This window comes from Mycobacterium sp. 1165178.9 (assembly GCF_001673555.1).
Lineage (GTDB): Bacteria > Actinomycetota > Actinomycetes > Mycobacteriales > Mycobacteriaceae > Mycobacterium.
The window spans coordinates 1-17,283 of sequence record NZ_LZMB01000019.1; the positions used below are offsets into that span (position 1 = coordinate 1).

19 protein-coding genes, 1 tRNA gene and 3 pseudogenes are annotated in these 17,283 nt (G+C 65.2%); 10 read left to right on the forward strand and 13 right to left on the reverse strand.

Annotated elements, in window-relative coordinates; translation table 11 throughout:
* Positions 1-165: 165 nt before the first annotated feature.
* Positions 166-237, reverse strand: a tRNA-Thr gene (locus A5652_RS01105).
* 28 nt (positions 238-265) lie between these two features.
* Complete coding sequence (locus tag A5652_RS01110; protein WP_067345730.1) at positions 266-982, reverse strand: hypothetical protein; 717 nt, start codon at positions 980-982, stop codon at positions 266-268.
* A 158-nt stretch (positions 983-1,140) separates the two neighbouring features.
* On the opposite strand from A5652_RS01110, the gene A5652_RS01115 reads away from it, so the two are divergent.
* Positions 1,141-1,860, forward strand: a complete 720-nt coding sequence (locus tag A5652_RS01115; RefSeq protein ID WP_067345732.1) for a response regulator transcription factor — start codon at positions 1,141-1,143, stop codon at positions 1,858-1,860.
* 24 nt (positions 1,861-1,884) lie between these two features.
* Positions 1,885-3,343, forward strand: a pseudogene (locus tag A5652_RS01120) (sensor histidine kinase).
* Here A5652_RS01120 and A5652_RS01125 read toward each other — a convergent pair.
* A complete protein-coding gene (locus A5652_RS01125) occupies positions 3,315-3,719 on the reverse strand; it encodes an HIT family protein (protein WP_067345738.1) in 405 nt (134 codons plus the stop codon). The pseudogene A5652_RS01120 and the gene A5652_RS01125 sit on opposite strands and share 29 nt — an antisense overlap.
* 158 nt (positions 3,720-3,877) lie before the next feature.
* Between A5652_RS01125 and A5652_RS01130 the strand changes: the two genes are divergently transcribed.
* Positions 3,878-4,534 carry a dihydrofolate reductase family protein gene (locus A5652_RS01130; protein ID WP_067345785.1) on the forward strand — a complete coding sequence of 219 codons (657 nt, stop codon included), beginning with the start codon at positions 3,878-3,880 and terminating at the stop codon, positions 4,532-4,534.
* Positions 4,535-4,561: 27 nt separating this feature from the next.
* On the opposite strand, the gene A5652_RS01135 is transcribed toward A5652_RS01130, so the two are convergent.
* From A5652_RS01135 to A5652_RS01170, 8 genes are all read right to left on the reverse strand, one after another.
* A complete protein-coding gene (locus A5652_RS01135; RefSeq protein ID WP_067345741.1) occupies positions 4,562-4,990 on the reverse strand; it encodes a ketosteroid isomerase family protein in 429 nt (142 codons plus the stop codon).
* Between the two features lie 20 nt (positions 4,991-5,010).
* Positions 5,011-6,138 (reverse strand): NDMA-dependent alcohol dehydrogenase, encoded by a 1,128-nt coding sequence (locus tag A5652_RS01140; protein ID WP_067345744.1) that lies wholly within the window; start codon positions 6,136-6,138, stop codon positions 5,011-5,013.
* 167 nt (positions 6,139-6,305) lie between these two features.
* Positions 6,306-6,845, reverse strand: coding sequence for a hypothetical protein (locus A5652_RS01145; RefSeq protein WP_067345747.1), 540 nt, complete (start codon positions 6,843-6,845; stop codon positions 6,306-6,308).
* The gene (locus tag A5652_RS01150) at positions 6,845-7,054 is read right to left on the reverse strand and encodes a ferredoxin (protein WP_369805709.1); all 210 of its coding nucleotides are present in this window, start codon (positions 7,052-7,054) and stop codon (positions 6,845-6,847) included. The genes A5652_RS01145 and A5652_RS01150 overlap by 1 nt, the downstream gene beginning before the upstream one ends.
* A gap of 2 nt (positions 7,055-7,056) precedes the next feature.
* Complete coding sequence (locus tag A5652_RS01155) at positions 7,057-8,412, reverse strand: cytochrome P450 (RefSeq protein ID WP_067345752.1); 1,356 nt, start codon at positions 8,410-8,412, stop codon at positions 7,057-7,059.
* Positions 8,409-9,233, reverse strand: a complete 825-nt coding sequence (locus tag A5652_RS01160) for an SDR family oxidoreductase (protein WP_067345754.1) — start codon at positions 9,231-9,233, stop codon at positions 8,409-8,411. Before A5652_RS01160 ends, A5652_RS01155 begins: the two co-directional genes overlap by 4 nt.
* The gene (locus A5652_RS01165) at positions 9,234-10,451 is read right to left on the reverse strand and encodes a cytochrome P450 (protein WP_067345755.1); all 1,218 of its coding nucleotides are present in this window, start codon (positions 10,449-10,451) and stop codon (positions 9,234-9,236) included.
* Positions 10,452-11,081 (reverse strand): TetR/AcrR family transcriptional regulator, encoded by a 630-nt coding sequence (locus A5652_RS01170; protein ID WP_067345757.1) that lies wholly within the window; start codon positions 11,079-11,081, stop codon positions 10,452-10,454. It lies immediately after the preceding gene.
* Between the two features lie 207 nt (positions 11,082-11,288).
* On the opposite strand from A5652_RS01170, the gene A5652_RS01175 reads away from it, so the two are divergent.
* Genes A5652_RS01175 through A5652_RS01190 form a run of 4 tightly spaced genes read left to right on the forward strand, consistent with a single transcriptional unit; the run spans position 11,289 to position 14,829 of the window.
* A complete protein-coding gene (locus A5652_RS01175) occupies positions 11,289-12,758 on the forward strand; it encodes an aldehyde dehydrogenase (RefSeq protein ID WP_067345762.1) in 1,470 nt (489 codons plus the stop codon).
* Positions 12,759-12,788: 30 nt separating this feature from the next.
* Positions 12,789-13,538 (forward strand): SDR family oxidoreductase, encoded by a 750-nt coding sequence (locus tag A5652_RS01180; protein WP_067345766.1) that lies wholly within the window; start codon positions 12,789-12,791, stop codon positions 13,536-13,538.
* Positions 13,535-14,392: an NAD(P)-dependent oxidoreductase gene (locus A5652_RS01185; protein ID WP_067345770.1), complete on the forward strand. Its 858-nt coding sequence runs from the start codon at positions 13,535-13,537 to the stop codon at positions 14,390-14,392. The genes A5652_RS01180 and A5652_RS01185 overlap by 4 nt, the downstream gene beginning before the upstream one ends.
* Positions 14,392-14,829, forward strand: a complete 438-nt coding sequence (locus A5652_RS01190) for a carboxymuconolactone decarboxylase family protein (RefSeq protein ID WP_067345773.1) — start codon at positions 14,392-14,394, stop codon at positions 14,827-14,829. Before A5652_RS01185 ends, A5652_RS01190 begins: the two co-directional genes overlap by 1 nt.
* On the opposite strand, the pseudogene A5652_RS28275 reads toward A5652_RS01190, so the two are convergent.
* A pseudogene (locus A5652_RS28275) lies at positions 14,826-14,957 on the reverse strand (response regulator transcription factor); the annotation flags it as partial. The gene A5652_RS01190 and the pseudogene A5652_RS28275 overlap by 4 nt on opposite strands.
* Between A5652_RS28275 and A5652_RS28280 the strand changes: the two are divergent.
* On the forward strand, positions 14,936-15,244 hold the full coding sequence (locus A5652_RS28280; RefSeq protein ID WP_067345776.1) for a hypothetical protein: 309 nt from the start codon (positions 14,936-14,938) through the stop codon (positions 15,242-15,244). The pseudogene A5652_RS28275 and the gene A5652_RS28280 sit on opposite strands and share 22 nt — an antisense overlap.
* Here the strand turns inward: A5652_RS28280 and A5652_RS01200 are convergent.
* Positions 15,232-16,326 (reverse strand): aldo/keto reductase, encoded by a 1,095-nt coding sequence (locus A5652_RS01200; protein WP_067345779.1) that lies wholly within the window; start codon positions 16,324-16,326, stop codon positions 15,232-15,234. The two genes, A5652_RS28280 and A5652_RS01200, sit on opposite strands and share 13 nt — an antisense overlap.
* A 73-nt stretch (positions 16,327-16,399) precedes the next feature.
* Here A5652_RS01200 and A5652_RS01205 point away from each other — a divergent pair, with 73 nt between their 5' ends.
* Entirely contained in the window at positions 16,400-16,807 is a 408-nt protein-coding gene (locus A5652_RS01205; RefSeq protein ID WP_067345782.1) for a MarR family winged helix-turn-helix transcriptional regulator, read from the forward strand.
* A gap of 54 nt (positions 16,808-16,861) precedes the next feature.
* Positions 16,862-17,283: pseudogene (locus tag A5652_RS01210) on the forward strand (phosphoribosylamine--glycine ligase); the annotation flags it as partial.

Here is a 17,283-nt window from a genome sequence, read left to right on the forward strand (position 1 = left end):
CACCGCCAACACGGCCTGATACCTCTGCTCGGCCACGCTCAACTCCCTCATCTAGGGAGTGTCAAGGATCAACCGAAGTAACTGTCAACCATCAGCCGAAACACTGTCAGCCATCACCCGAAGACAAAATGTCAAGCATCAGCCGAACTCATACAGCTTGCGCAGAGCCCCCTGTCAGGATTGAACTGACGACCGCTCGCTTACAAGGCGAGTGCTCTACCACTGAGCTAAGGAGGCGGGGTAAAACCGGACCCAGCCTAATCGGTCACCTTTCGCTGTCGATCACGCCTGCTGAGCGCACCGCCCGTGACGAGGGGCGCCGCCGCCCCGGCAGCGGAATCCGGTCGGCGATGTTGCTCAGCGGGTTGACCACCATGGTGAGTGCGATGACGGCGTCTTGCAGGGTGGCGATGGCGGGCTCGAGCGCCTCCATACCCGGCGTCAGTCGAGCCAGGGTGTCGGCGACGTCGGCCAACTGATCCAGCGGACCGTTCTTCGCCGTCAGCTTGTCGATCAGCCCGCCCTCGCTGAGCAGCCGGTCGGCCAGGCCGTCCTCGCCCAGCAGCCGCTCGATCAGACCGTCTTCGGCGACCAGCTGATCGGCCAGACCACCGGGCTGCAGCGTCCGTTGCAGGGCCCCGCCCTCGGCGGTCAGGCGGTCGAGCAAGCCACCCTCCGAGGTCAGCATGTCGACCACCCCGCCAGGGCGCAGCAAGCGATCGATCGGGCCATCCGGGGCCACGGCCCGGCCCAGCGGGGCGTCGTCGTCGAGCAGCCTGGCCAGTCGATTGGCCCGGACGATGGCGTCGTCAATCCCGAGCATGGACGTCATCGCGGTGGTGCCGGCGGCCCCGCTCTCACCGACAGCCCGCTTCGCCACGCCGACGGCCGCGCTCGCCACGCTCAAACTTGCATCCGCGGCGGCCAGTCCCACCCGGGCGGGCGCGGTCGCAGCCGACACGATGCTTCTGGTCAGGTTCATTCCAAGAGTCTATTCACGACGCAAACCCGGCAAGGGCTTTACGTCCCAAGGCAATGCGATGACTCCTGGCAGACTACTATCAGTCCGTTGGCACTGAGCTTTCAGGAAGTGCACAACCTTCACATAGCAAACGTTCAAGTAAGGGACATGAGCATCTGATGACATCGGCAACCCCCAGTGACACGAAATCCGAGGCTCGCGTCCTCGTAGTCGACGACGAAGCCAACATTGTCGAGCTGCTCTCGGTGAGTCTGAAATTCCAGGGGTTCGAGGTCTCTACGGCAACCAACGGCGCCCAGGCGCTGGATCGGGCGCGCGAGGCGCGTCCCGACGCGGTCATCCTCGACGTGATGATGCCCGGCATGGACGGGTTCGGGGTGCTGCGGCGGCTGCGCGCCGACGGCATCGACGCCCCGGCACTGTTTTTGACCGCCCGGGATTCCCTGCAGGACAAGATCGCCGGTCTGACGCTGGGCGGCGACGACTATGTCACCAAGCCGTTCAGTCTCGAAGAGGTCGTCGCCCGGTTGCGGGTCATCCTTCGCCGCGCGGGCAAAGCCGGGGCCGAACCGCGCAGCGCGCGCCTCACTTTCGCCGACATCGAGCTCGACGAGGAAACCCATGAGGTGTGGAAAGCCGGTCAGCCGGTGTCGTTGTCACCGACCGAATTCACGCTGCTGCGTTACTTTGTGATCAACGCCGGCACCGTGTTGAGCAAACCGAAGATCCTCGACCACGTGTGGCGTTATGACTTCGGAGGTGACGTCAATGTCGTCGAGTCCTACGTGTCGTATCTGCGTCGCAAGATCGACACGGGGGAGAAGCGGCTGCTGCACACCCTGCGCGGAGTGGGTTATGTACTGCGGGAACCGCGGTGAGCAGCGGTAGCGAAGAATAGGTAGATGGTCACCGAGCCTCGACGTGGTTTGCCCCTCCGGATAGGGCTCGTCGCTGCCACCCTGGCGCTGGTCGCCTGCGGCCTCGCCGTTTCCGGCGTCGCGGTGACGTCGATCCTGCGGCACAGCCTGGTCAGCCGCATCGACTCCACTCTGCTAGATGCGTCCCGCGGCTGGGCGCAGGCACCGCGGCGGCAATCGCCGCCGTCCTTCAACGGTCCCGACCCGGGCCGGCCGCCCTCGAAGTTCTACGTGCGCGGCGTCAGCACCGACGGCACCCCGTTCACCGCCATCAACGACCGCAACGCCGAACCGGCGCTACCGGCCGACGACGACGTGGGTCCCAACCCGACGACACTGCCGTCGGTGAACGGCTCAGACATTCAGTGGCGGGCGGTCTCGGTGCACGGTCCGCACGGGCTTACCACGGTCGCGATCGATCTGTCGGACGTCCAGCACACGCTCACCTCGCTGGTCTGGTTGCAGATGGGCATCGGGGTGGCGGTGCTTGCGGTCGTCGGAATCGCCAGCTTCGCGGTGGTGCAGCGCAGCCTGCGCCCGCTCGTCGAGGTCGAGCAGACCGCCGCGGCGATCGCGTCGGGCCAGTTGGATCGCCGTGTGCCAGAACGAGATCCGCGCACCGAGGTGGGCCGGCTGTCCCAGGCGCTCAACGGGATGCTCGCGCAGATTCAACAAGCGCTGGCGTCCTCGGAGTCCTCCGCGGACAAGGCCCGCGGCTCCGAGGACCGGATGCGGCGGTTCATCACCGACGCCAGCCACGAACTGCGCACCCCGCTGACCACCATCCGCGGTTTCGCTGAGCTGTATCGCCAGGGTGCCGCCCGCGACGTCGCGATGCTGATGTCGCGAATCGAAAGCGAGGCCTCGCGGATGGGCCTGCTGGTGGACGACTTGCTGTTGCTGGCTCGCCTCGATGTGCAGCGCCCACTCGAACGCCGTCGGGTGGATCTGCTGGCTCTGGCCAGCGATGCCGTGCACGACGGGCAGGCGATGGACCCGAGGCGCACCATCACCATGGAGGTCCTCGACGGTCCCGGCACCCCGGAGGTGCTCGGTGACGAAGCACGGATCCGCCAGGTGTTGAGCAACCTCGTCGCCAACGCTTTGCAGCACACCCCGGAAAGCGCCGACGTCACCGTGCGGGTTGGCACCGACGGCGACAACGCGGTGCTCGAAGTGGCCGACCAGGGGCCCGGCATGAACCAGGAGGACGCATCGCGCGTCTTCGAGCGGTTCTATCGGACCGATTCGTCGCGGGCGCGAGCCAGCGGCGGGACCGGTCTGGGCCTATCCATCGTCGAGTCGTTGGTGCGCGCGCATGGCGGTGTCGTCAGCGTGACCACCGCGCTCGGCGAGGGTTGCCGCTTCCGGGTGACGCTGCCTCGCATCAGTGACGTGCCGACGCACGAGCCGGTTCACGCCAACTGAGCCAGCGCCGCCTTGATCCGCGCCTGGGCCTCGTCCAGCGATTCCGCGGACGGGTTGCGGTCGACGTTGGCGAAGCCGAAGTCGCTCAGGCTGCGGGTGGGAAAGACGTGCACGTGCAGATGCGGCACTTCGAGCCCGGCGATGATCAGGCCGGAGCGCTCCGTTCTGAAGGCCTTGCACACCGCCTTGCCGATCAACTGGCTCACGGACATGACCCGGGCGAAGGCCGACCCGTCCACGTCCTGCCAGTTGTCGATCTCCGCGCGGGGCACGACGAGCGTGTGCCCCTGCGTCATCGGCTCAATCGTCAGGAACGCGACGACGTCGTCGTCCTCGTAGACGAAGCGGCCAGGAAGTTCACGGTTGATGATCTTGGTGAAGATCGACGCCATGGGCCCCAGCATATGTGCGCCGGATTTGTGGCTGCGGCCGCGGTCGCGCTCGCGCCCCGAGCCGCAAGGCGATCTCGGCGACCACCGATGAGTTCGGCCGCCGTAGCGGGTCAATCCTGCGACGCCCCACAACACGGATGGATTCAGGAGACCTCGCCATGTCACGAGTGCGCGTGCACAACTTTTCGGTGTCCCTCGACGGCTTCGGCACGGGCATTGGGCAAAGCATGGACGCGCCGTTCGGACACGCCGGCGGACGGCTCCACGAGTGGTTTTTCACGACGCGGACCTTCCGCGCCATGCATGGCGAGCCGGGCGGGGCCACCGGCATCGACGACGCCTTGGCCAGCCAATGGGCGCCGGGCATCGGCGCCGAAATCATGGGACGCAACAAGTTCGGGCCGCAGCGCGGACCATGGACCGGCCAAGACGGCGGCGAGGAATGGAAAGGCTGGTGGGGCTCCGAGCCGCCGTTTCACACACCGGTCTTCGTGCTCACCCACCATACCCGGCCCGCGATCGAGATGGAGGGTGGCACCACTTTTCACTTCATCGACGCAAGCCCCGTCGAAGCCGTGCAGATTGCCCGAAAAGCCGCTGGCGACAGCGACATTCGCCTGGGCGGGGGACCGTCGAGCGTCCGCCAATTCCTCGAAGCCGATCTCGTCGACCACCTGCACATCGCGGTGGTGCCGATCATTCTGGGGCGGGGCGAGCCGTTGTGGACGGGGCTGGAAGGCCTTGAACGGCGATTCGACGTGGAATCGGTGAGCAGCCCCAGCGGCGTCGTGCATCTGACCTTCACGCGCCGTTAGGAAGATCGCCGTTGGTCGAGAGCCGGCTCAGTCCTCTTTGCCGAACTGCATCATGTCGAGGTTCCAATAGCCGCGCATGTTGCTGATCAGGCCCGCGTCATTGACCTTATAGGTGAACACGCCACGCACCGAGCTGGTGAAGCCGCCGTCGAACTTGCTGTTGAGCACCAGGATGTGGGCGATCTCGTCGGGCGAACTCGACGGGAAGGTCTCCTCGCAGGTGATGGAGAGTTGGTTTGCGGCGATGTTGGCGTCGAAGAACGCGCCGACGGCCTCCTTGCCGCGAACCCCCGTGCCGTCGGGGTTGGTGACGGACTTGCCGATCGGATCCTCGATGACGACGTCGTCGGACATCAGCGCCAACCAGCCCTCCCGGTCGTGCGCCTGAACGCACCGCCACGACGACTGCGACGCCGCAAGTGCCGGCGATGCCTGGGACTCCTCGGTTTGGGTCATGATCTTTCGCAGCCGCCGGTCTACCGGTCGGCGTCGGTGAACCGGATGACGCCGCGAATGTTCTTGCCGTCCAGCATGTCCTGGTAGCCGTCGTTGATCTGCTCCAGCTTGTACTGGCGGGTGATCATGTCGTCCAGGTTCAGCTTGCCGGCCTTGTACATCGACAGCAGCTGCGGGATGTCGTACTGCGGGTTGCCGCCACCGAAGATGGTGCCCTGCAGGTTCTTCTGCATCAGGGTCAGCATCGCCAGGTTCAGGGTGACGTTGGTGTCCAGCAGGCTGCCGATGGCGGTCAGCACGCAGGTGCCCCCCTTTTGGGTGATGTTCAGGTAGTTGTCGATGTCGGCGCCCTGCAGCTCGCCCACGGTGACCACGACCTTGTGGGCCATCAGGCCGTACGTGACCTCGGCCATGCCCGCCATCGCGGCCATGATGTCGGGGTAGACGTGGGTGGCGCCGAACTTGAGCGCCTGGTCGCGCTTCCACTCGACCGGGTCGATCGCGAAGATGTAGCGGGCGCCCGCGTTGACGGCTCCCTGCAGCGCCGCCATGCCGACCCCGCCGACGCCCACAATGGCGACGTCCTGTCCGGGGCGGATGTCGGCGGTGCGGACCGACGAACCGTAGCCGGTGGTGACGCCGCAACCGACCAGCGCGGCAACCTCGAACGGCACGGACGGATCGATCTTCACCACCGAGCTGCGGTGCACGACCATGTAGGGGGAGAACGTGCCCAGCAGCGTCATGGGGTAGACGTTCTGGCCGCGGGCCTGGATGCGGAAGGTGCCGTCGGATACCGCGGCGCCGCCCAGCAGACCGGCGCCCAGGTCGCACAGGTTGCGCATGCCCGCCTGACAGGTCGGACACTGGCCACACGACGGGATGAACGACAGCACCACGTGGTCACCCGGCTGGATGTCTTCCACGCCCGGACCGACTTCGGTCACGATGCCGGCGCCCTCGTGGCCGCCCAGCACCGGGAAACCGGCCATCGGGATGCCTCCGGTGACCAGGTGATGGTCGGAGTGGCACATGCCCGCCGCTTCCATCTGGATCTTGACCTCATGCGCTTGCGGGTCGCCGATCTCGATTTCCTCGATAGACCAGGGCTGGTTGAACTCCCAGATCAGTGCGCCTTTTGTCTTCACGATGGTCCTGACCCCATTTCGCCTTTGAATCGATCAGTGCTGACCGGCCTCTTCATGCCGGCCAGCTGGGTGACGAGTGCCACAGGCACCCTTGTCGCGTCAGCATAGCGCGTGCAACAAATCAAATGCTTGGTTGGCTCCCGCAGTCGCCGTCACGAGGTCAGCGCTCACCAAATCGGAACCGGAGCCTCGCCAAGCGGGTAGTAGCCGGGCAGCTTCTCGCCGGCGAGGCTGCGCTCGATGCGCTTCTGCATGCCGTCGCTCAGGTCCCCGGACTCGATGAGTTTGCCGAACATGTACGCGACGTGGCCGAAGTCGAAGAAGTCGCGCTGCCATTCGATGAGCTGGTCGCTGTTGAGGCGAAACCAGCTGCCGCCGATGCCGTAGATCTCGTCCTGGGTGCCGTCGGTCTTGTTGACGATCTGTTTCCAGAAGCCGACGATCTCGCCCTGCTTCTCGTCGATGAGCACTTTCTGGTACTCGTAGACCCAGTTCTCCAGGCCCTCCATTTCCAGGCCCAGGGCGATGTCGCGGATCTCGTCGACGCCCACGCACATCACGTCTTCCTTGGGGCCGATGTTCCAGCCGTAGGTGGCGTCCTTGGTGTAGAAGTCCGCCAGCGGCCTCCAGTCACCGGCTTTTTCGCAGTCCTTGTTGGCCTGCAGCCAGCGGTCGACCCATGCCTCGAGTTCTTCGCGTGACGCCACTATCGGTCTTCTTTCTCTTTGATGAGTAGTGCTTGTGTCGGACACATTTCGACTGCCCGCTGGACTTCCTCGCGGGCTTCCTCGGGTGGTTCGGCGTCGATGACCTCGACCTTGCCCCGCTTGGGCACCCGGAAGTAGTCAGGCGCCTCCAGTTCGCACATGGCGTGGCCCTGGCACAGATCCAAGTCCGCTTCGACTCGGTAACCCATCATTACCCCTTGCGCTTGCGGTAGCGCACCTTGGCCGGCCGGGCCAGCTGCACGACCATCTTGGAGTGATCGTTGTGATAGCTGTCGGCCGGCTGCGCCATCTCGAATTCATACTCGCGCAACAGGACCGAGAAGATCGCCTTGATCTGCATCTGAGCGAACGCGGCACCGACACAGCGGTGTCGCCCCGCGCCGAACGGAATCCAGGTCCACCGGTTGACGATGTCGGCCTGCTCGGGCTTGTTGTAGCGGTCCGGCTTGAACGCGTCCGGTTCGGGGAAGTCCTCGGCGATCCGGTTCGAGATTGCCGGGGATGCCGCAACGTAGTCGCCGTCGTGAATCGGAAAACCCTCGACCTCGAACTCGCCCTTGGCGACCCGCATCAGGATGATCAGCGGCGGATGCAGGCGCAAGGTTTCCTTGACCACGTTGTCCAGCTTCGGAATCGACCGCAGCGCATGGAAACTCACCTCCTGGCCATCGGTGTAGAGCTCCTCGAGCTCGGCCAGCACCTCGGCGTACACGTCGGGATGGCGAATCAGCTCGATCAACGTCCACGCCGAGGTCCCGGAACTGGTGTGGTGCCCGGCGAACATCAGCGAGATGAACATGCCGGTGACCTCGTCGGCGGAGAACCGCGGGTTCCCGACCTCGTCCTTGATCGACACGAGCACGTCGAGCATATCGCGGTCGCTCTTGTCCTGGGGTGGGTTGGACAGTCGCTGGTTCATGATTTCCTGCACCAGCGCAACGAGTTTGACGCGGGCCTCGTCGCGACGCCGAAAACTCTCGATCGGCAGGTAAGGGTCGACGTAACACAGCGGGTCGGTGCCGCGTTCCAGCTCGTGGTAGTACTCCGCGAACCGGTGGTCGAGCTGGTTGCGGAATTTCACGCCGATGAGGCAGGCCGTCGAGGTGTAGATGGTCAACTCGGAGAAGAAGTCAAGCAGCTCGATCTCGCCCTCGTCGCCCCAGTCGGCAATCATGCCCTTCACTTGAGCCTCGATGGTCGCGGCGTGGCCTTTCATCTGCTCGCCGCGCAGCGCCGAGTTGTGCAGCATCTCCTTGCGCCGCTCCGGGCTGGCGTCGAACACCACACCTTTGCCGAAGATCGGCGCCATGAACGGGTAGGCCGCAGCCTGGTCGAGGTCTTCGTCGGCGGACCGGAAGAAGAACTCGTTGGCACCCGCGCCGGACAGCAGGATGACGTGCTTGTCTACCAGCTGGAACCAGCCGACGTCCCCGCATTCGGCGCGGACGCGTTGCATCAAACCGATTGGGTCGGTGCGGAATTCCTCGAGGTGGCCATGCTCTTCTTCACCGCCGGAAACCCGGGGCACCACAGTCGTGGTCGTCATGACGGCATCCCCTCTTCGCCAAGTGCGAGTTTCTGGCGATCTTTGTTGTCGGCCAACGGGGCCTCGGGCTGAAGCTCCATGTTCGCGATGAAGCCACCGCGCGGTGTCTCGGCGACGAACGTGATGGCCCGTCCCAGATCCGCGGCGCGCAGGAAGTAGTCGTGGCGGGCCTGGCCCCACTTGGCCCAGTCCTCCAATGCGGGGCCGATCTTTTCGGCCGGCAGGCTCCAGCCCATCGAGGTCTTCGTCGGGCCGGGGTGCACGATCGAGGCCCGCACACCGGTGCCCTCGAGCTCCATCTGAAAGTTGGTGACCATCGCGACCAGCGCGGCCTTGGCGGCGCCGTAGGCGCCCATGTGTGGGCGCTGGCGCAGGGCGACGTCGGAACCCACGAAGATCAGGTCGCCGCGCTGCCGGTCGAGCATGCCCGGAAGGACGGCTGAGGCCAAGCGGAAGGCGCCGACGAGGTGGATCTGCAGCTGCGACTCGAACTCGTCGCCTGCGATCTCGGCGAGCTTGCCGAAGTACGTGTCGCCGGCGCCGGCAACCAGCACCTCGATGTCGCCCAGCGCGTCGGTCGACTGTGCGACAAAGGATTTCACCGAATTGGGGTCGGTGACGTCCAGGTGAAATCCGACCGCCTCGCCGCCGTTGGCGTTGATCTTGCCGACGATGTCGTCGAGCTTCTCGACCCGGCGCGCACCCAGGGCGACGGGGAAGCCGTGCGCCGCGAGCTCGATCGCGGTTGCCTCTCCGATGCCGGAGGAAGCACCGGCCACGATGGCCGGACGGCGTTCGGGCAAGGGTTCAAACCGGGGCATTCAGCGGACCTCCACGCTCATTGGTAGGTGAGCGAATCCGCGGACATTGCTCGAGTGGACGCGGACGGCGTTGGCCTCGTCCACCTCGTATCCGCGGATCCGCTTGAACAACTCGGTGAGCGCGACCCGGGCTTCCATCCGCGCCAGATGCGCGCCCAGGCAGAAGTGTGCGCCGCTACCGAAACTCAATAGTTTGGGCCCGATTTCGCGCCCGATCAGGTAATCGTCAGGGTTGTCGAAGACCCGCTCGTCCCGATGTCCGGAACCGGGCAACAGCAGCAGGACGTCGCCCTCGGGAATGGTGGTGTCGTAGAGGGTGAGCTCACCGGACACGGTCCGAGCCAGGATCTGGCTGGAGGTGTCGTAGCGCAGGGTTTCCTCGACCCACAGCGGCACCCGCGACAGGTCCTCGTAGACCGGCGCGAGTTGCTCCGGGTTCTTGTGGCCCCAAAATGCGGCATTGGCAAGCAGTTTGGTGGTGGTCTCGTTGCCGGCGATAACCATCAGGAACATGAATCCGAGCACTTCGTCGTCGGTCAGCCGGTCGCCGTCGATCTCGGCTTCCAGCAGCGCCGAGGTCAGGTCGTCGGTCGGCTTCTCGCGCCGCTCGGCCACCATTCCCTGGTAGTAGACGATCAGGTTGAGCGAGGCCTCAACCGCCTCCGGTGGCACGTCGGTGACACCTTCCTCGCGGTGCATGACCCCGTCGGCCCAGGCCCGAACCCGATCTCGATCCGGCTCGGGAACTCCCATCAATTCGGAGATGACGTCCATGGGCAGCTTGCCGGCGAACTCGTCGACGTAGTCGACCGCACCGTGCTTGGCCTTGTCCAGCATGGTGTCGAGATGCTGGGTCGCGATCTCGGTGACGCGCGGCTCGAGTTCGCGAATACGTCGCGGGGTGAAGCCTTTCGAGACGAGCGTCCGCAGCCGCAGATGGGCGGGATCGTCCATCGCCAAAAACGACATCGTCTTGCTGGCGTGCGGGCCTCGCGACGCGGGGTCCAGCGAGACGCCGTACTTGTTGGAAAGCGTTGTGCTGTTGCGGAATCCCTGCAGCACATCCTGGTGCCTCGATAGCGCCCAGAACTTCAGCTCGTCATTGCGATACAGCGGAGCCTCGTCGCGCAGCCGCTGGTAATACGGGTACGGATCTTCATGGAAGTCGTAATCATAGGGATCGAGGACCAGCTCGTGGTCGCCCACATGGACGGTCATCTAAGTTCTTGTCTCCTGGCTTGTCGTCCCGGGCAGGATGAGACTCACTACGTAGGCCAATCGGTCGGCGATCTGGTGATAGGTGAACTGGCCACTACCGGCCTGTACCAACGCGCCGAAGAACGCCATCTCAAGCGCGGCCACCGTATTCGGTTCGGCTCCGGGCCCGATGGCCGTCGCGATGCGGCGGTGGATCTCCGCGCCGATGCGGTCGCGCACGGCACCCACCGCAGGATCCGTGCCACCGCCGAGCAGTGCCGTCGTGCATGCCGCGCCGACCTCGGGTTCGTCGGCGACCACGAGCGCCAGGTGACGCAACACCTTGTCCACCCGCACGGGCATCGGGTCGTTGACGTCGGTGAAGAACGGAACCTGCCGCACCAGGTCCAAATACACCTCGGCGATCAGGTGGTTCTTCGACGAGAAGTAGGTGTAGGCGGTGGCCGGGGCGACTTTGGCGCGGGCGGCGACCGCACGCACCGTCAGGTCGGCGTACGACTTTTCCCGCAAGGTCTCGATGCCGGCCGCCAGCACCTTGCGGAACGTCTCCTCCTGCCGACGGTTGCGCGCCGGCTGACCGGTCTGGCGGTCGCCGTCGGATGTGATGGTCACCAGTGCGTCGCTGGACACATGTCCAAGTTAGTGGATCGAAACGGCGAGAAGCAAGCCCGCTCCACAAATATGCTGCTTTATTGGCATTATGTACGGTCCGCCGGGCGCCAATCCAGATCAGCCCTTGCACCTTCGGCGGCCTGGCGACTATGGTTCGATCGGGCAATATCGGACAACTGTCCACTAGACGGCGTGGCGATTGCCGCGCACAGACGGGAGCGGGACATGGCCTTGTTGGCCGACGGCGTGAGTGAACTGTTCATCGACGGCAAGCTGTCGCCAGGCAGCGCGGGCAACTTCCCGACGGTGAACCCGGCGACCGAGGAGGTGCTGGGCGTTGCCGCCAACGCCGACGCCACCGACATGGATCGCGCAATCGACGCCGCGCGGCGCGCCTTCGACGAGACGGACTGGTCCCGCAACACCGAATTGCGGGTGCGTTGCATACGACAGCTGCGCGACGCGATGCGCGACCACATCGAGGAACTGCGCGATATCACCATCGCCGAGGTCGGCGCCCCGCGAATGCTCACCTCGGCCGCCCAGTTGGAGGGCCCGGTCGGCGACCTGAGTTTCGCGGCCGACACCGCCGAGTCCTACGAGTGGAATCAGGACCTCGGCCAGGCCTCGCCGATGGGCATCCCGACCCGGCGCACGATCGCGCGGGAGGCCGTCGGTGTCGTCGGCGCGATCACTCCGTGGAACTTCCCGCACCAGATCAACCTCGCCAAGCTGGGACCCGCACTGGCCGCCGGCAACACCGTGGTGTTGAAGCCCGCACCGGACACACCCTGGTGTGCCGCCGTGCTGGGCGAAATCATCGCCGAGCACACCGACTTCCCGCCCGGTGTCATCAACATCATCACGTCGAACGACCACCGAATGGGGGCGCTGCTATCGAAAGACCCTCGGGTGGACATGGTTTCGTTCACCGGTTCGACCGCGACCGGCCGCAGCGTCATGGGCGACGCCGCCGCGACCATCAAGCGGGTGTTCCTGGAGCTGGGCGGCAAGTCGGCGTTCGTCGTTCTCGATGACGCCGACTTGGGCGGGGCGTGTTCGATGTCTGCGTTCACCGCGTCCATGCACGCCGGGCAGGGCTGCGCGATCACGACCCGGCTGGTCGTGCCGCGGGCCCGCTACGACGAGGCCGTCGCCATCGCGGCGGGGACCATGGGATCGATCAAGCCCGGCGACCCCGACGACTCCGGAACCGTGTGCGGGCCGGTGATTTCCGCGCGGCAACGCGAGCGGGTGCAAAGCTACCTCGATCTGGCGATCGCCGAGGGCGGGACGTTCGCCTGTGGCGGCGGCCGACCGGCGGACAAGGACCGCGGGTTCTTCATCGAGCCCACCGTGATCGCGGGCCTGACCAACGACGCGCGGCCCGCCCGTGAGGAGATTTTCGGGCCGGTGCTCACCGTGATCGCCTACGACGGCGAAGACGACGCGCTGCGCATCGCCAACGACTCGCCATATGGCTTGTCGGGCACCGTGTTCAGTGCCGACCCCGAACGTGCGGCCAGTTTCGCCTCGCGGATGCGGGTGGGCACCGTCAATGTCAACGGCGGTGTTTGGTACTCGGCCGATGCGCCGTTCGGTGGATACAAACAGTCCGGGAACGGGCGAGAAATGGGCCTGGCCGGCTTCGAGGAGTACCTGGAAGTCAAGACCATTGCCACAGCCGTGCATTGACCGCGCCAATCAGGCGACCGAGAGGAAACCATGCGATTCGAGAATAAAGTCGGCATCGTCACCGGATCCGGTGGTGGCATCGGGCAGGCGTACGCCGAGGCACTGGCCCGCGAGGGCGCGGCGGTGGTGGTCGCCGACATCAACGTCGAGGCCGCCGACGCGGTCGCCAAGCAAATCGTCGCCGACGGTGGAACCGCCATCAGCATTCCGGTCGACGTGTCCGACCCCGCGTCGGCCAAGGAGATGGCCGACCGCACGCTGGCCGAATTCGGCAGCATCGACTATCTGGTCAACAACGCCGCGATCTTTGGCGGCATGAAGCTCGACTTCTTGCTCACCATCGACCCGGAGTACTACCGAAGGTTCATGAGCGTGAACCTCGACGGGGCGCTGTGGTGCACCCGTGCGGTGTACAAGAAGATGGCCAAGCGCGGCGGCGGAGCGATCGTCAACCAGTCATCCACCGCCGCTTGGCTTTACGCGAACTACTACGGCCTGGCCAAGGTCGGGCTCAACGGTCTGACTCAGCAGCTCTCCCGCGAACTGGGTGGCCAGAAGATCCGGATCAACGCGATCGCTCCGGGACCCATCGACACCGAGGCCAACCGGACGACCACCCCCAAAGAGATGGTCGACGACATCGTCAAGAGCCTGCCGCTGTCGCGGATGGGCACGCCCGCGGATCTGGTCGGCATGTGTCTGTTCCTCCTCTCCGACGAGGCATCGTGGATCACCGGACAAATCTTCAACGTTGACGGCGGACAGATAATCCGATCATGAGTGACCAGGTGACGCTCGGCTACATCGGCCTGGGCAACATGGGCGCGCCGATGGCCACGAAAATGACCGAATGGCCCGGCGGGGTAACGGTGTACGACATCAGGACCGAGGCTATGACCCCGCTGGTCGAAAAGGGCGCCAGCCTGGCCGATAGCGTCGCCGACGTCGCCGCCGCCGACATCATCCACATCACCGTGCTCAACGACGCCCAGGTGCGTGAGGTGGTCGGCGAGCTGGCGGCCCACGCGAAACCCGGCACCGTCATCGCGATCCACTCGACCATCAGCGACACCACGGCGGCCGAACTCGCGGCCGAGCACAAGCCGCGAGACATCCATATCGTCGACGCACCGGTCAGCGGTGGGGCGGCCGCTGCGGCGAAGGGTGAGCTCGCCACGATGGTGGGTGCCGAGCGCGAAGTGTACGAGCGGATCAAGCCGGCGTTCAAACACTGGGCGGCGATGGTCATCCACGCCGGCGAGCCGGGTGCCGGGACGCGGATGAAGCTGGCCCGCAACATGTTGACGTTCACTTCGTACGCCGTGGCGTGCGAGGCCATGAAACTCGCCGAGGCGGCCGGGCTAGATCTGCAGGCACTGGGCCGGGTGGTCCGTCACACCGACGCCCTCACCAGTGGCCCGGGGGCGATCATGGTCCGCGACAACATGAAAGACATTGAACCGGATAACTTCCTGTACCAGTCTTTTGTGCACGCCCGCGGTCTGGGGGAGAAGGACCTGAGCCTGGCACTGGCTCTCGGCGAGGCGGTCTCGGTCGATCTGCCGTTTGCCCAGTTGGCCTTACAGCGGTTGGCGGCGGACCTCGGGGTTCCGCACACAGAGAAAGAGGCGTGATGGACGAGCTGCGCAGCAAGGGTCTCGCGAAGATGAACGAGGTCTACGGCTGGGAGATGCCTAACATCGAAGGCGACGCGTACTTCGACCTGACCGTCGACCACCTGTTCGGCAGCATCTGGACGCGGCCGGGACTGTCGATGCGCGACAAGCGCATCATGACGCTGACGGCGGTGACCGCGATCGGAAACCGCGACCTGGCCGAAATTCAGATCAACGCCGCCCTTCTCAACGGCGAACTCAGCGAGACCGAACTGAAGGAGATGGCGGTTTTCTTGACCCACTACCTGGGCTTCCCGCTGGGTTCGGCGCTCAACGGCGCCGTCGACGCCGTCGTGGCCAAACGCAAGAAGGCCGCGGCGAAGGGTTCTGGAGAGGACAAGAAGGGCAACGTGGATGCCGCGGTGCAGATGCACAGGGGCAAGGCCACCGACTAAGCGTGCCGCGAAGCCTCTTGGGCGAGCTGCACTCTCGAGCTGAGGCCGAGCTTGGAGTAGACGTGGCTGAGGTGGGCCTGCACGGTTCGCGCAGAGACGAAAAGACGTGCGGCGATGTTTGATCTTCCAGGAGCAAGCCAACGGCACGGACCTGGTGCTGGCCATGCCCGCTCGGTGGGGAATTGGCTTCGGGTTGCCCCACCCCGAGGCGGTGCCGGACATCCCGGACGAGAAGGTCTGCTTCTGGGGCGGATGGGGCGGTTCGATGGTGGTGATGAACCCCTTCTGCCGCACCACCTTCGGCTACGTGATGAATAAGATGGGACAGGTCACCTCATCCGGGACCGATCGCACCCGAAAATATGCTCGGCTGATCTATCAAGGCCTGGGCCGAGGAGGTTATCAATACGGCTGAACGCCTTTGGGCATCACGTACTCGGAGATCGGTGCGGAAGTCCCGTTGACCGTCGTTCCGCCGTTGATGATGCCAGGGGCCAGTTCCAGCATGTTGTGCGGGAACCCCAGCCTCGGTTTGGTAAGCCCGTCGAGTCGCGCCAGCTCATCGGCGTCAAGATTCACGTCGACGGCCCGGACGTTGTCCTCGAGCTGGGAGAGCCGGCGTGCCCCGATGATGACCGATGAGACGGCACGCTGCGCGCGCACCCAAGCCAGCGCCACGCTGGCGACGTTCGTCTCGTGCGCCTTCGCGATCGCCGCGAGTTCGTCGATGAGGGCGTACGTCTTCTCGTTGAGAAAGGCGTCGACCATGGCGCCGCGGTCCGCGTTGTGCTGGCCGCCGTTGGCCCGGGTGTACTTGCCGCTCAGCACACCACCCTTCAACGGCGACCACGGCGTGATGCCGAGGCCGAATTCGGACGCCATCGGCACGAGTTCCTGTTCTATGGTGCGCTCGAGCAGCGAATATTCGACCTGGAGCCCGACGAATGCCGACCAGCCGCGGAAACCGGCGATGAGGTTGGCCTGGGCGATCTTCCACGCCGGGGTGTCCGAAACGCCGATGTAGCGCACCTTGCCGGCGCGAACGAGGTCCTCGAGTGCCGCCATCGTCTCCTCGATGGGGGTGTTCGCGTCCCAGATGTGCAGCCAGTACAGGTCGATGTAGTCGGTTTGCAAGCGCCGCAACGAATTTTCGCAGGCATTGATCAACGACTTGCGGCCCGAGCCACCGCCATTGGGATCTCCCGGATACAGGTTGCCGCTGAACTTGGTCGCGATCGCCAACCGATCGCGACGGGCGGGGTGGCGCCCGACGTGGTCGCCGATGATCTTCTCGGAGTGGCTTCGGGTGTAGAAGTTGGCGGTGTCGATGAAGTTGCCGCCGAGTTCGAGGTATCGATCGATGATCTGTTGCGACTCTTCCACGCTGGTGCCCCAGCCGAGGTCCTCGCCGAAGGTCATCGCACCCAGGCACAGCGGGCTGACGCGCAGACCAGATCGTCCGAGTGTCACGTATTGATCCAGCGGCATGATGCCCACTTCCTGGTAGATTGTTCGACCATGGGGTTGTTCACAACAAAACTAGTTCATTGCTGAACGATCTGGCAAGTCGATGTCTGCGGTAGATGCGGCCAAGATCTGGTCACTGAACTACCGGGTGCTGCTCTCGGTCATCTCCTGCGCCGAGGCCGACATCTGCGCGCTGGGCCTCGAGTCCAAGGAATTGTTTCTGCTCGCCGAGATCGACGAGCACCCCTATCCGGCCGAACTGGCCGCGACGCTGAGCATGCCCAAGGCGACCGTGACCCTGTACCTGAAACGGCTCGAGGCCGCGGGTTTCGTGCGTCGCGAGATCGACCCGTCCGATTTGCGTCGCCACCGGCTGCTGCTCACGCCGGCCGGGCGTCAGGCCGCCAGGAAAGGCCTGACCCTGCTCTCCGGCGAGTTCGACAAGCGCCTCGGACGCCTCACCGCCGCGCAGCGCAACGACCTCAAGGCCCTGCTGGAGAAAATCCTCTGAAATCCCCCGGGGAGTGTGGGCGTGCGCCTTTCGACCGGGCTAGTCTGACGTGTCGTGCGCGTCCTGGTGATTGGTTCCGGTGCCCGTGAGCATGCGTTGCTGTTGTCGCTTCGCAAAGACCCCCAGGTCACGGGGCTGGCGATCGCTCCGGGCAACGCCGGCACCGCCCGGCTGGCCGACCAGTACGAGGTCGACATCACCTCGGCGGACGGCGTCGTGGCACTGGCGCGAGAGGTCCGCGCCGACCTGGTGGTCATCGGTCCCGAGGTGCCGCTGGTGCTCGGGGTGGCCGACGCGGTGCGAGCCGCCGGCATCGTCTGTTTCGGTCCCAGCAAGGACGCCGCTCGCATCGAAGGCTCGAAGGCATTCGCCAAAGAGGTGATGGTCGCGGCGGGTGTGCGCACCGCGTCGAGTGAAATCGTCGATACACCCGCGCATTTGGACGCCGCCCTGGACCGGTTCGGTCCCCCGGTGGG

What these genes read in the sequence shown, in the direction of transcription:
- A5652_RS01110 (WP_067345730.1), bottom strand. Translation starts at nt 982, where the DNA reads ATGAACCTGACCAGAAGCATCGTGTCGGCTGCGACCGCGCCCGCCCGG.
- A5652_RS01115 (WP_067345732.1), top strand. Translation starts at nt 1,141, where the DNA reads ATGACATCGGCAACCCCCAGTGACACGAAATCCGAGGCTCGCGTCCTC.
- A5652_RS01125 (WP_067345738.1), bottom strand. Translation starts at nt 3,719, where the DNA reads ATGGCGTCGATCTTCACCAAGATCATCAACCGTGAACTTCCTGGCCGC.
- A5652_RS01130 (WP_067345785.1), top strand. Translation starts at nt 3,878, where the DNA reads ATGTCACGAGTGCGCGTGCACAACTTTTCGGTGTCCCTCGACGGCTTC.
- A5652_RS01135 (WP_067345741.1), bottom strand. Translation starts at nt 4,990, where the DNA reads ATGACCCAAACCGAGGAGTCCCAGGCATCGCCGGCACTTGCGGCGTCG.
- A5652_RS01150 (WP_369805709.1), bottom strand. Translation starts at nt 7,054, where the DNA reads ATGGGTTACCGAGTCGAAGCGGACTTGGATCTGTGCCAGGGCCACGCC.
- A5652_RS01155 (WP_067345752.1), bottom strand. Translation starts at nt 8,412, where the DNA reads ATGACGACCACGACTGTGGTGCCCCGGGTTTCCGGCGGTGAAGAAGAG.
- A5652_RS01160 (WP_067345754.1), bottom strand. Translation starts at nt 9,233, where the DNA reads ATGCCCCGGTTTGAACCCTTGCCCGAACGCCGTCCGGCCATCGTGGCC.
- A5652_RS01165 (WP_067345755.1), bottom strand. Translation starts at nt 10,451, where the DNA reads ATGACCGTCCATGTGGGCGACCACGAGCTGGTCCTCGATCCCTATGAT.
- A5652_RS01175 (WP_067345762.1), top strand. Translation starts at nt 11,289, where the DNA reads ATGGCCTTGTTGGCCGACGGCGTGAGTGAACTGTTCATCGACGGCAAG.
- A5652_RS01180 (WP_067345766.1), top strand. Translation starts at nt 12,789, where the DNA reads ATGCGATTCGAGAATAAAGTCGGCATCGTCACCGGATCCGGTGGTGGC.
- A5652_RS01185 (WP_067345770.1), top strand. Translation starts at nt 13,535, where the DNA reads ATGAGTGACCAGGTGACGCTCGGCTACATCGGCCTGGGCAACATGGGC.
- A5652_RS01190 (WP_067345773.1), top strand. Translation starts at nt 14,392, where the DNA reads ATGGACGAGCTGCGCAGCAAGGGTCTCGCGAAGATGAACGAGGTCTAC.
- A5652_RS01205 (WP_067345782.1), top strand. Translation starts at nt 16,400, where the DNA reads ATGTCTGCGGTAGATGCGGCCAAGATCTGGTCACTGAACTACCGGGTG.